Origin of the sequence: Yersinia enterocolitica subsp. enterocolitica (genome assembly GCF_901472495.1) — a bacterium.
Taxonomy (GTDB): domain Bacteria; phylum Pseudomonadota; class Gammaproteobacteria; order Enterobacterales; family Enterobacteriaceae; genus Yersinia; species Yersinia enterocolitica.
The window spans coordinates 3,084,350-3,096,513 of sequence record NZ_LR590469.1 but is presented as its reverse complement, the minus strand read 5'-3'; the positions used below and the strand labels follow the sequence as shown (position 1 = coordinate 3,096,513).

Here is a 12,164-nt window from a genome sequence, read left to right as displayed (position 1 = left end):
GTGAAGTCATAAAATGAGCAGGGATCACCTGCAAACCAAACTTCATGAGGGAAATAATATGTCATTAAATATTGGTGTGATCGGGACTGGTGCTATTGGCCAGGATCATATTCGCCGTTGTAGCAAGGTGTTGCAGGGTAGCCGTATTGTCGCTGTGACCGATATTAATCGCGAAAGTGCCACTAAAGTTATTCGTGACTTGGGTATCGAAGCGAATGTTTATGCAGATGGGTATGAAGTCATTAATGCTAAAGAAGTGGAGGCGGTGCTGGTCACTTCTTGGGGGCCAAGTCATGAAGAGTTCGTATTGGCGGCTGTTGCTGCGGGCAAATACGTATTCTGCGAAAAACCATTAGCTGTAACCGCTGAAGGATGTAAACGCATTGTAGAGGCTGAAGCGGCACAAGGTAAGCGTTTGGTTCAAGTCGGGTTTATGCGACCTTACGATCAAGGTTATCGTGCACTAAAAGATGTGATTACCAGTGGCAAAATTGGCGAGCCATTAATGCTGCATTGCGCCCATCGTAACCCGAGAGTGGGTGATAACTACACTACAAGTATGGCTATCACTGACACTTTAATTCATGAAATTGATGTGCTGCGCTGGTTGTTAGATGATGATTATGTCTCGGTTCAGGTTGTTTTCCCGCGTAAAGCTAAGCATGCTAAAACCCACCTAAGAGACCCGCAAGTCGTGCTATTTGAAACGGCAAAAGGGACGCGTATTGATGTTGAAATCTTTGTGAACTGTCAATATGGCTATGATATTCAATGCGAAGTGGTGGGTGATAGCGGTATTGCAAAATTACCGGAACCTTCTTCAGTATTGCTGCGTAGTGAAGCGCGGTTATCAAATGAAATTCTCACCGACTGGAAAGATCGGTTTATCGATGCCTACGATGTGGAGTTGCAAGCCTTTATCAACGATGTGTTAGCTGAAAAGCTTACTGGGCCTTCTGCCTGGGACGGCTTCGCGGCTGCGGTCACTGCTGATGCCTGCATTGCCGCGCAGGAAAGTGGTCAGATTGTCCCGATAAGCTTGCCGCAACGACCTGATTTTTATGACAAATAATATCAATATCTATTGTCTGTGTGTCAGCCGACAAGCTGATGCATAGCTCTATTTTTTACATCATAGGATGGGCAATTAATCATTTTTTAATTGTATTCATCTATATAAATTAGATGTATCACAGAGGTTTATTATGAATAAAGATCGTGTGAAGTTGGCAATCGCTCCTATTGGTTGGACGAACGACGATATGCCAGATTTGGGCAAAGAAAATACCTTCCAACAATGTATCAGTGAAATGGCTCTGGCCGGATTTATCGGCAGTGAAGTTGGCAGTAAATATCCACGAGATCCTAATGTACTGAAACCTATGCTTGAACTACGCGGTATGCAGATCTGTAATGCCTGGTTCAGCACTTTCTTTGCCGATGGACAACGCGCTAAAACCATTGATGAATTTACTAATCACATGAATTTCCTCCATGCGATGGGGGCCAAAGTTATAGGCTGTTCAGAACAAAGTAAAAGTATTCAGGGAACCACAAAAGCTATCTTTGAAGAGAAACCTTACTTTACTGATACTGAATGGCAACGTGTTGCTGAGGGTTATAACGAACTGGCTAAAATAGCGGCGACAAAAGGGATGCAGGTGTGCTTACACCATCATATGGGGACGGGCATTCAAACCACGGAAGAAATTGATCGTTACATGAGTATGGTTAACGACGATGTTTATCTGCTATTCGATACTGGGCATGCCTATTATTCCGAAGGTAGTCAGGAAGCGATGTTAGCTATTTTAGAAAAATACTTACCGCGTATTAATCATGTCCATCTAAAAGATGTTCGTGATGAGGTGGTCGCGGAAGTTAAAGCGAAAAAACTCAGTTTCCTTGATGGCGTGAAAAAAGGCACATTCACAGTTCCCGGTGATGGTGTTATTGATTTCCGCCCAGTGTTTAAATTATTGGATGAAAAAGGCTATCAAGGATGGATGGTGGTCGAGGCAGAACAAGACCCTGCGATTGCTAACCCATTTGAATATGCAGTGAAAGCCCGCCGTTATATCAAAGAAACAGCGGGTATTTAGTTATTTTCACCGCCAGCCTGCATCCAGTCATCGCAGGGGATAAGCGATATCACTTATCCCCTGATGGTTAGACTGGTATTTTTATCCGCCCCATATGGTGAGCATTAACAAATTGGCCGTCACGGAAGGCATAGTGTGGGCTGGTACCCTCAATTTCAAAGCCAAATTTACGATAGAGGGCGATTGCTGCCAGGTTATCGACAAAAACAGTTAGTTCAATACGTTGTATATTCAGCCAGTTATCGCATAAGTCAATCATGGCTGCCATCAATGCACTGCCGACACCTTTCCTGCAAGAGTTAACATCAACAGCAATACCAAAAGTTGCCACATGACGGCGGCGTGCACGCTGATTTGCTTCAACAGTCAGTTGACCAACGATCTCCTCATCGATACATGCCACTAAATTATGCATCCCGGCTGGTATTTCTTTGATCTTTTTAGCCCACATCTCAAGCGAGGGTAGAGGGAGTTGTAACGTGTCGCGATAAACCTGTGGATGAGCAAATAGTTGTTGCAAGGCGGGATAATCGCTGAATTCCACATGGCGTATCTGCACATTTTTCATAAACATACCCTTACTCTTACTGTTTGAATTACCTAATAAAATATCGTTTTATTCATCGGAGTCAATAATATTGCGAGTGGCTAAAAAAAACACTTTACAAGTGAGAGTGATAATGATTATCATTGTCGTGCTTTCAGATGAGACCATCAAAGTTTAGGTGTTCACATTACGAAGGCACGACATTGCTCACATTGCTTCCAGTGTTTACTTAGCCAGCCGGGTGCTGGCTTTTTTTTTTGCTTTTTTTTCCGCTAATCACTTCAAATTCAATTCATTTGTCCTTTAACTTATTAATCAGTCGAATTTTTTGAACAGAGGAGTGAGTTTTTTGCGCTTTCATATTCTCCAGCGACATCTAGACTAAAGAAAACGTTGAGGAGAACTGAACATGATTTATTTACGCAAAGCAGAAGAACGTGGCCATGCTAATCACGGTTGGCTGGACAGCTGGCATACCTTCTCATTCGCTGATTATTACGATCCAGAATTTATGGGTTTTTCAGCACTACGTGTGATTAACGAAGATGTTATCGATGCCGGTCAGGGTTTTGGTACCCATCCGCATAAAGATATGGAAATCCTGACTTATGTATTGTCCGGCACTGTCGAACACCAGGATAGCATGGGCAATAAAGAACAAATCCATGCGGGTGAATTTCAGATAATGAGTGCTGGCACGGGGATTCGCCATTCAGAATATAATGGCCGCGATGATCAACCGCTGCATTTGTACCAGATTTGGATTATCCCGAATAAGACCGGTTTAGAACCTCGTTACGAACAGCAAATGTTCGATATCCCACAAGGGCGGCAGTTGGTGCTATCACCGGATGCCCGCGATGGCTCGCTAAAAGTGTTCCAGGACATGACGCTATGGCGCTGGGCATTGAAACGTGAAGAGCAGTCAATTTATCAGATTCAGGCAGAGCGCCGTATCTGGATACAGGTCGTACGAGGCAATGTGTCTATCAATGGACACCGTGCGGGCACCAGTGATGCATTCGCTATCTGGGATGAAGCTGCTCTTTCTATTCATGCCGATGAAGACAGTGAAATCTTGCTGTTTGATTTACCGCCAGTTTAAGTTTGATTATTCCATACCCTAATAATTCGAGTTGCAGGAAGGCGGCAATTGAGTGACAAATTGGTTGTAAACCATTTTGAACAGCGCTTGCGCTGGCCCGCAGGGTGAGCCTCTGATGAGGCTCATAATCCCCAAGAGCTTACACAAGTAAGTGACTGGGGTGATTGAATGCAGCCAACGCACATGCAGCTTGAAGTATGACGGGTATATGTAAAAAAGGGTATGTGCATCGCGCCATACCCTTTTCTTTGCTAGAATGGCACCCCGTTTACTCTGCCTCAGTTCATTGATAATGAAGAAAAAAAGGCCAGTGCTACAAGACGTTGCCGATATGGTTGGGGTCACTAAAATGACGGTCAGCCGTTATTTGCGCAATCCAGAGCAAGTTTCCGCCGTATTGCGGGAAAAAATTGCACTGGCGCTAGACGAACTTGGCTACATTCCCAATCGCGCTCCCGATATCCTTTCCAACGCAACCAGCCACGCTATTGGCGTATTACTGCCATCATTAACTAATCAGGTTTTTGCCGAGGTACTAAGGGGTATTGAAAGCGTGACCGATGCGCATGGCTATCAAACCATGTTGGCACATTATGGCTATCAGAAAGAACGGGAAGAGCAGCGGTTGACCTCGCTACTTTCTTACAATATTGATGGGTTAATCCTTTCCGAGCGCCATCATACGGCGCGTACTTTGAAAATGATTGAGGTTGCGGGCATTCCTGTTATTGAACTGATGGATTGTTCTTCGCCTTGCATTGATTTAGCCGTAGGTTTTAATAACTTTGAAGCCGCAAGACAAATGACTCAGCAGATTATCGCCAAAGGTCACCGTTTCGAGGTGTATTTTGGTGCGCGTCAGGATGAGCGAACGGTGATTAAGCAACAAGGTTATGAGCAGGCGATGCGTGAGTCCGGCCTGGAACCGATGAGTGTGATGACTAGTCGTTCCTCATCATATTCAGCTGGGGCGGAGCTATTGCGCGAAGCTCAGGTGAATTATCCGCAGATCGACAGTATTTTTTGCACCAATGACGACCTGGCCATTGGTGCGGTATTTGAATGTCAGCGCCAAGGACTTTCTATTCCGCATGATATGGCGATAGCCGGTTTCCACGGACATGATATTGGTCAGTCGATGGTCCCGAAACTTGCCAGTGTACTGACCCCGCGCGAAAGAATGGGGCAAATTGGTGCCGAGCGCTTACTGGCCCGGCTACGCGGAGAGGTGGTTACACCCAAGATGGTTGATGTCGGCTTCACCATCCTCCCCGGCGGCAGTATCTAACTCACTGTTGTTATACTACTAACGCTATATCACCATCGCTAATAACAGACAGCCGACCAATCCGCAGACGGATATAATGGTTTCCAGCACTGACCATGATTTGAAAGTCTCGACGATAGTCAGGTTAAAATATTCTTTAAATAGCCAGAAACCCGGGTCGTTGACGTGAGAGAAAATCACACTACCTGAACCCACTGCAATCACCATCAATTCAGGGCTGGCACCGGTGGTGGCAATAAGGGGGGCCACAATCCCGCCTGCAGTAATGGCGGCTACAGTGGCAGAACCCAGTGCAATACGTAGCACGGCAGCAATCGACCATGCCATCAGAATCGGTGATAGCCCGCTGCTGTTCATCATGCTGGCGATGTAATGGTCAACGCCGCTGTCGACTAAAACCTGTTTGAAAGCCCCGCCACCACCGATAACCAATAGCATCATCGCAATGATTTTGATGGAGTCGGTCACTGTGTCCATCACCGATTCCATTGAGCGGCCACGGTTTAAACCAAAGGTGAAAATCGCGATTAACACGGCGATCAATGTGGCGATAACCGGGTCGCCCAAGAACTCGGCATAGGAGAGGATCGGGTGGCCTTTGGGCAAAATCATCTCTGCCACCGCCCGCATTGCCATCAAAATAACCGGCACCAGCGCAGTGCTGACACTGACGCCAAAACTTGGCATTTCTTCATCGGTAAAGGTTTTCGGGTTATACAGCCCTTCAGGCACAGGTTTATCAATGCCTTTCAGGAAACGAGCGAATACCGGGCCGGCCAAAATTACCGTTGGAATGGCCAATAACGTCCCATATAACAGGGTCTTACCCATGTCGGCGTGGAAGATGGTGGCAATAGCGGTTGGGCCGGGGTGAGGGGGTAAGAAGCCGTGAGTCACTGACAGCGCTGCGGCCATCGGGACACCCACATATAACAATGGAATACGAGCTGATGCGGCGATACTGAATACCAGCGGCAGCAACAACACAAAACCGACTTCATAGAATAGGGCAAAACCGACAGTAAAACCGGTGAGCACGACCGCCCACTGAATGTGTTGTTTACCAAATTTATCAATCAGGGTAGTGGCAATTCGTTGAGCGCCACCACAGTCCGCCAGCAACTTACCCAGCATGGCACCGAAGCCCATAATTAGCGCCAGGCTGCCGAGTGTTCCACCGACCCCCGCTTTGATTGAGCCGACAACCTTATCGACCGGCATCCCTTGCATAACACCCACCGCCAGAGCGACCAGTATCAGCGAGATAAATCCGTTGAGTTTGAAACGGATCATCAGTAACAGCAGCATGGCAACGCCAACCGCGACAATGACTAATGGCATAGTATTTCTCCATTTATTTAGAGTATATGTATCGCTTTTTATTATGGTTACAGTCAGCTGGAGCCAGCGTGATTGCGCGATTGAGTCCAATGACGATGTTCTATCCGGTGTGATAAAAGTCACATCTCCATTTGTTACCGGTATCATGGTAAAATACGGAACCATAGCGAGTGGTAAAATTCCTATTCTGAGATAGAGATCAACATTATGGCAGGACGTAGCATTATCGTGATGGGTGTATCGGGTAGCGGAAAAACGACTGTGGGTGAAGCTGTGGCCCGCCGGATTCACGCCAAATTTATTGACGGTGATGACCTGCATCCCCGCGCCAATATTCAGAAAATGGGCAGTGGACATCCTCTCAATGATGAGGACCGCATGCCGTGGTTAGAGCGCCTAAGCGACGCGGCTTATAGCCTGCACCATAAGAATGAAAGCGGCATTATTGTCTGTTCGGCACTGAAACGGCGTTATCGCGATCGGTTGCGGGAAGGTAATCCGGAAATGGTGTTTTTATACCTGAAGGGCAGTTTTAATGTGATTATGGAACGGCTAAAAGCCCGCTCCGGCCATTTTATGCCCACCGATTTATTAAAAAGTCAGTTTGAAGCATTGGAAGAACCGGGGTCAGAAGAGCCGGATGTTATCTGTGTGGATATTGATGCAGATATTGATGAAGTTGTGCAGCGCTGTGTGTTGGCACTGGAAAAACAGAACTAATCATCGCGTGATGGAAACTGTTAGCAAAGTTGAATGAAGGGAAATCGCCCCTTGGGTGCGGTAAACCCTTCACTCACCGAGCTATCAATAACTTTGCCGTCAACGGGCGCGTAAACTTACTTAGTCAGATACGCGCGCACACCATCCAAAAACATCTGCGTTGATAACATCACCAAAATTAATCCCATTAGGCGCTCCAATGCGCTAACACCTTTACTGCCCAACAAGCGCAGAAACAGATTCGACATTAACAAAATGGCCGCAGATAAACCCCAGGCAATCATCAATGCCAGCACCAAATGGCTAAGCTGATTAGGATATTGATGGGATAGCAGCATCAGGGTCGCCAGAATAGACGGGCCTGCCACTAATGGAATGGCGAGCGGAACCAGAAAAGGCTCTTCCCCTGCCGATAGCCCGGTAACACTGCTTTCGGGAGAGGGGAAAATCATCTTAATCGCGATTAAAAACAAAATAATGCCGCCGGATATTGATACCGTTTCAGTGCGCAAATTCAAGAACGCCAGAATCTTCTCGCCGGCGAACAGAAAAATCAGCATCAATATGAGTGCGATCAGCAATTCGCGGATCAATACCACTCGCCGCCGTTTAGGTTCCAGATGTTTAAGCACCGACATAAAAATCGGTAAATTACCCAGCGGATCCATAATCAAAAACAGCAACACCGTTGCTGCAATCATCTCTGTCATTATTACCTCAAAATAATCAAAACGACTGGCGTTTCTCGCCAGTCAAAGTCACATATTAGGAAGATTGCTTTGAATCATTCTGGTATCGAATAATTTAACTTGCCACTTTGTCCATATTTTGTAAGGTGGTATCAGGTCTGTCCCCGTCAGTTTGCCGTATGCATCAGCAGCGATGCGAGACAGACATCCATTAATCGATGTCACCTTCCAAGGCAGGGCAGTAAACATGAAAAACGTTGGTTTTATCGGCTGGCGCGGTATGGTCGGCTCAGTACTCATGCAACGCATGATTGAAGAACGCGACTTTGACGGGATCCGCCCAGTCTTTTTCTCTACCTCTCAACACGGCCAAGCCGCTCCGTCTTTCACCGGTCAGCAAGGTACGTTGCAAGATGCTTATGATATTGATGCGCTGAGTGCATTGGATATTATCATTACTTGTCAGGGTGGAGATTATACCAACGAAATTTATCCAAAGCTGCGAGAAACTGGCTGGCAAGGTTATTGGATTGACGCCGCGTCCTCTCTACGGATGCGCGATGACGCAATTATCATTCTGGACCCAGTAAACCACGGTGTCATTCAACAGGGGCTGGATAAAGGGATCAAAACCTTTGCCGGTGGTAACTGTACCGTCAGCCTGATGCTGATGTCATTGGGCGGTTTGTTTGCTAATGATTTGGTTGAGTGGGCATCTGTTGCCACTTATCAGGCAGCCTCTGGTGGTGGCGCACGTCACATGCGCGAATTGCTGACCCAAATGGGTATGTTGCACGCCGATGTGGCAAAAGAGCTGCAAGATCCTGCCTCAGCTATTTTGGATATCGAACGTAAAGTGACTGCGGCCACTCGCAGTGGCAAATTGCCGACCGACAACTTTGGCGTGCCCTTGGCGGGTAGTTTAATTCCGTGGATCGACAAAGCGCTGGATAACGGGCAGAGCCGTGAAGAGTGGAAAGGCCAGGCTGAAACCAACAAGATTTTGAATACCGGCAGTGTTATCCCGGTTGATGGTCTGTGTGTTCGTGTCGGCGCACTGCGTTGCCATAGCCAGGCTTTTACACTGAAGCTGAAAAAAGATGTGCCGCTGCCTGAAATTGAGCAATTGCTGGCAACTCACAATGACTGGGTTCGCGTTATCCCGAATGATCGCGAGTTGAGTATGCGCGAACTGACCCCAGCGGCAGTGACCGGTACGTTGAATACTCCTGTTGGCCGCCTGCGTAAATTGAATATGGGGCCGGAGTATCTCTCCGCCTTTACTGTGGGTGACCAATTGTTATGGGGCGCTGCTGAACCACTGCGCCGTATGCTGCGAATTTTGCTGTAATTTACTATCTCATCATGATGACAAGCCCTGATCTTATAGTCAGGGCTTGAGCTTAATGACAAAGCTGTTGATAACTTAGTGAGTGAAGGGTTTACCGCACCTCGGGGCACTCCGGTCGCTTTCGCGACTACGACCCCAACGGCACGATTCCCCTTCATTTGACTTTGTCAGCAGTCTGAAGCCCTGATCTTATAGTCAGGGCTGAGGTTAATGACAAAGTGCCCGTAACGGTGAAAACAGGCAGATCGTAAAGACGCCGTAAACCCCTCCCTGGGGGCTCGAGCCGCGCCGTCCCTGGCGCGGACGCTTTACTCTTCTACCTGCCTTCACCTTGCAAGATAGAGTTATCGAGGTTTGTCAGCAGTCAGGGCTTTTTTATGGCTGCATTTTTGCTGGGATAACGCATTAATCAAGACTGCCACAATCACAACAACTGGCTGATATTCAGTTCTTCCATCAAGCGGTAGTTATCTGAATAATCCACCGGAATGGCGATGACGGCCGGGCCTTGAGTATCCATTGCCTGATGTAATTTAACGGTTAATTCATCAGCAGATTCAACAGCAAAGCCTTTTGCCCCAAAGGATTCCGCGTACATTTTAAAATCTATCGGGCCAAAACTGACACCAGATGAGCGGTGGTATTTCTTCCGCTCCTGAATTTCCACCATGTTGTAGCCGTTATCCACCCAGATGATATGCAGCAGGTTACTTTTAAGCTGCACCGCAGTTTCCAACTCCATGCTGGATTGCATAAAACCCCCATCCCCAGAGACAGAAACCACTTTTTGCTGCGGATTTACCAGTGCAGCCGCAATGGCCCACGGCAGGGCGACGCCCATAGTCTGCTGGCCATTTGACATTAAAACTTGCCGGGCACGGAAGCTGTAGAGATAGCGGGCAATCCAAATATGGAAACTCCCCATATCGACACAAAGCGTCACGTCATTGTTGACAATATCCTGCATTGCCCGCACCAGCCGCAGTGGGTGGATGGCGAAACCATTCATTTTATCTGCACGATTGGCCAGGTCGCGCCGTTGACGACAGCGATCTTCCAGTATTGCCTGTGTTTGAGAGGTTAAAATTACCGGGCCATGTATCTGCTGATTGAGTACCTCCAATGTGGCGGCGATATCACCCAATAGCTCTTTTTCCGGCTGATAAGCTGCATCTATCTCAGCGGGTAAAATATCGATATGTATCAGTGTCGCCCGGCCGTTGTTCCATAACGCGGGGTCATACTCCACCGGGCTATAACCGATAGTGATAATCAAATCAGCTTGTTGCAGTAGTTTATCGCCCGCCTGATTATTAAATAACCCGACCCGCCCCGCAAAATGGTCGAAATGTGCTTGGTCAACCACACCGGCGGCCTGATAGGTGCTAGTGACCGGTATTTTGCTGTGATGAAGTAAGCGCCGAATCGCTTGCGCATTGGCCGGTTGGCTGGCCATTAATCCCAGTAACAAGATGGGGTTTTTCGCCTGATTAACTAATTTAGCCACAGCAATAATTTCATGGAGTGGTGCGCTACCGCTTTGTGGACAAACTTGATGAATTAGCGCCCGTCCGGTGATGGGTTTATTGAGAATATCTTGTGGCAAACTGACAAAGGCGGCCCCCTGTCTGCCAAACTCAGCGCTTCTGAAGGCATTCCCCAGCACTTCGCCAAGTGCCGCAGAAGCTGTCACTTCTGCGCTAAATTTAGTTACCGGGCGGAAGATGCTCACGGTATCCATACTTTGGTGGGTTATTTTCAAACTATCGGAGCGTTTAACCGCACCGCCTAACGCCACCACCGGATCCCCTTCGGAGGTCGCTGTAGCAAGGCCGGTAACCAGATTGGCACAACCCGGCCCGGAGGTCACCAGTGCGACACCGGCTTTACCGGTCAATCGACCAACCGCAGCGGCCATAAAGGCGGCATTCGCTTCATGACGTACCACGATGGTGTTGATGCTGGAATCTTCCAGTGAATCAAATACCCGATCAATTTTAGCGCCCGGAATGCCAAATACCTGTTTCACACCTTGCTGCTCTAAATGATTAACCACCAGATCGGCACCGCTTTTCCAGGCCAGAATATTAGGTTCGTTTATCATGATATAGCGTCCTTTTATGTCTTCGCTCTGCGCGGCGGATTAGCTCTCTACGGCGCAAATCGCGCTGTTGAGATTCTGTGGGGAAAGGTTTGCTGTAAGAAAATCTGGCTCCTGCGGCAGGTCGATAACCAATTTGGCGACAGTGCCAAAGGTCAGAATGCCGTCTTCCAGTTGGTAATCCAGCACGTGGCCACCGCCGCTGCGGTCATCGGTAATAAAATGTTCGTGATAACCAGCAACATTAATGCCTTGGGTATAGTTTGGGCTGCGAAAACCAATGATCACGCCATGTTGATGCTCAAACTCAAAGGTGGGTTGTTCGGCGATAGCTTCAAGCATGGGTTTATAGGGGCGCTGTTGGCGCGGCACGGTGCGGGTTTCAACATGGCTGAATTTGCCATCAATGCGGAGCGCACAAAACAGATTATCTGTTGCGGCAACATCGTTAATCACCTTGTGGAGCTGTTCCCGGCTCATTTTATGTTCGAATTGGCGTTTTTCAGTCGGTTGAAAAAAAGTCATCACTGCAAAAGGGGTTTTCTGCTGTGGTTGGGCGGAGCGGGCGCTGCCATCGGATCGTAATTGATAAATTTTACTGTTTAATGCGACGAGTTCGCCATCGAGATTGTTAAATGTTCCTAATCCAAAATCGCCGTGTTTCAATAACTCAGCCATTGTAACCTGGCCTTCGTAAACCCCGCTAATCAATGCGCTCATCAGTGAGGTTTGATAAATAATGCACTCTGGATGCTGGCCCTGATAAGCAATATAGCTTTTTGCCACCTCTTGAGCACACGAGCAATGCGATGCCATTGGTTCAGTCATATTCTTCCCCGCCCTTACGTAACATAAATTATATTTATATATAAGGTTGACGCCAAAAGAGCATAAGTACCAATATAGGAATCCCACTTTTT

The 12,164-nt window shown here is 47.6% G+C and carries 11 protein-coding genes; 6 read left to right on the top strand and 5 right to left on the bottom strand.

Annotation, left to right across the window (positions count from 1 at the left end; all coding sequences use genetic code 11):
• The first annotated feature begins 58 nt into the window (after window positions 1–58).
• Together iolG and iolE are read left to right on the top strand one after the other, a co-directional pair.
• Window positions 59–1,072: a bifunctional inositol 2-dehydrogenase/D-chiro-inositol 1-dehydrogenase gene (iolG, locus tag FGL26_RS14850; protein ID WP_005174804.1), complete on the top strand. Its 1,014-nt coding sequence runs from the start codon at window positions 59–61 to the stop codon at window positions 1,070–1,072.
• A 133-nt stretch (window positions 1,073–1,205) separates the two neighbouring features.
• Window positions 1,206–2,102 carry a myo-inosose-2 dehydratase gene (gene iolE / locus FGL26_RS14845; RefSeq protein WP_005174802.1) on the top strand — a complete coding sequence of 299 codons (897 nt, stop codon included), beginning with the start codon at window positions 1,206–1,208 and terminating at the stop codon, window positions 2,100–2,102.
• Window positions 2,103–2,169: 67 nt separating this feature from the next.
• Here iolE and FGL26_RS14840 read toward each other — a convergent pair whose 3' ends face one another.
• Window positions 2,170–2,670: a GNAT family N-acetyltransferase gene (locus tag FGL26_RS14840; RefSeq protein ID WP_005174801.1), complete on the bottom strand. Its 501-nt coding sequence runs from the start codon at window positions 2,668–2,670 to the stop codon at window positions 2,170–2,172.
• A gap of 388 nt (window positions 2,671–3,058) precedes the next feature.
• Here FGL26_RS14840 and FGL26_RS14835 point away from each other — a divergent pair, with 388 nt between their 5' ends.
• Window positions 3,059–3,754 carry a pirin family protein gene (locus FGL26_RS14835; RefSeq protein WP_005174799.1) on the top strand — a complete coding sequence of 232 codons (696 nt, stop codon included), beginning with the start codon at window positions 3,059–3,061 and terminating at the stop codon, window positions 3,752–3,754.
• A gap of 292 nt (window positions 3,755–4,046) precedes the next feature.
• Complete coding sequence (gene gntR / locus FGL26_RS14830; protein WP_032912959.1) at window positions 4,047–5,042, top strand: gluconate operon transcriptional repressor GntR; 996 nt, start codon at window positions 4,047–4,049, stop codon at window positions 5,040–5,042.
• Between the two features lie 24 nt (window positions 5,043–5,066).
• On the opposite strand, the gene gntT is transcribed toward gntR, so the two are convergent.
• Window positions 5,067–6,383 carry a gluconate transporter gene (gene gntT / locus FGL26_RS14825; RefSeq protein WP_005174795.1) on the bottom strand — a complete coding sequence of 439 codons (1,317 nt, stop codon included), beginning with the start codon at window positions 6,381–6,383 and terminating at the stop codon, window positions 5,067–5,069.
• A gap of 207 nt (window positions 6,384–6,590) precedes the next feature.
• Here gntT and FGL26_RS14820 point away from each other — a divergent pair, with 207 nt between their 5' ends.
• Entirely contained in the window at window positions 6,591–7,103 is a 513-nt protein-coding gene (locus FGL26_RS14820) for a gluconokinase (protein WP_005174793.1), read from the top strand.
• 116 nt (window positions 7,104–7,219) lie between these two features.
• Here the strand turns inward: FGL26_RS14820 and FGL26_RS14815 are convergent, their stop codons facing one another.
• Window positions 7,220–7,813, bottom strand: a complete 594-nt coding sequence (locus tag FGL26_RS14815) for a YhgN family NAAT transporter (protein ID WP_005174792.1) — start codon at window positions 7,811–7,813, stop codon at window positions 7,220–7,222.
• 226 nt (window positions 7,814–8,039) lie between these two features.
• Between FGL26_RS14815 and asd the strand changes: the two genes are divergently transcribed.
• On the top strand, window positions 8,040–9,143 hold the full coding sequence (asd, locus tag FGL26_RS14810; RefSeq protein WP_005174790.1) for an aspartate-semialdehyde dehydrogenase: 1,104 nt from the start codon (window positions 8,040–8,042) through the stop codon (window positions 9,141–9,143).
• A gap of 424 nt (window positions 9,144–9,567) precedes the next feature.
• Here the strand turns inward: asd and alsS are convergent, their stop codons facing one another.
• Both alsS and budA read right to left on the bottom strand, forming a co-directional pair.
• Entirely contained in the window at window positions 9,568–11,247 is a 1,680-nt protein-coding gene (alsS, locus tag FGL26_RS14805; RefSeq protein WP_138060247.1) for an acetolactate synthase AlsS, read from the bottom strand.
• A gap of 39 nt (window positions 11,248–11,286) precedes the next feature.
• Window positions 11,287–12,072, bottom strand: coding sequence for an acetolactate decarboxylase (gene budA / locus FGL26_RS14800; protein ID WP_005174786.1), 786 nt, complete (start codon window positions 12,070–12,072; stop codon window positions 11,287–11,289).
• Between the last annotated feature and the right edge of the window lie 92 nt (window positions 12,073–12,164).

Excerpts from the sequence above, each read along its gene's own strand:
- iolG (WP_005174804.1), top strand. The coding sequence starts at position 59 with ATGTCATTAAATATTGGTGTGATCGGGACTGGTGCTATTGGCCAGGAT.
- iolE (WP_005174802.1), top strand. The coding sequence starts at position 1,206 with ATGAATAAAGATCGTGTGAAGTTGGCAATCGCTCCTATTGGTTGGACG.
- FGL26_RS14840 (WP_005174801.1), bottom strand. The coding sequence starts at position 2,670 with ATGAAAAATGTGCAGATACGCCATGTGGAATTCAGCGATTATCCCGCC.
- FGL26_RS14835 (WP_005174799.1), top strand. The coding sequence starts at position 3,059 with ATGATTTATTTACGCAAAGCAGAAGAACGTGGCCATGCTAATCACGGT.
- gntR (WP_032912959.1), top strand. The coding sequence starts at position 4,047 with ATGAAGAAAAAAAGGCCAGTGCTACAAGACGTTGCCGATATGGTTGGG.
- gntT (WP_005174795.1), bottom strand. The coding sequence starts at position 6,383 with ATGCCATTAGTCATTGTCGCGGTTGGCGTTGCCATGCTGCTGTTACTG.
- FGL26_RS14820 (WP_005174793.1), top strand. The coding sequence starts at position 6,591 with ATGGCAGGACGTAGCATTATCGTGATGGGTGTATCGGGTAGCGGAAAA.
- FGL26_RS14815 (WP_005174792.1), bottom strand. The coding sequence starts at position 7,813 with ATGACAGAGATGATTGCAGCAACGGTGTTGCTGTTTTTGATTATGGAT.
- asd (WP_005174790.1), top strand. The coding sequence starts at position 8,040 with ATGAAAAACGTTGGTTTTATCGGCTGGCGCGGTATGGTCGGCTCAGTA.
- alsS (WP_138060247.1), bottom strand. The coding sequence starts at position 11,247 with ATGATAAACGAACCTAATATTCTGGCCTGGAAAAGCGGTGCCGATCTG.
- budA (WP_005174786.1), bottom strand. The coding sequence starts at position 12,072 with ATGACTGAACCAATGGCATCGCATTGCTCGTGTGCTCAAGAGGTGGCA.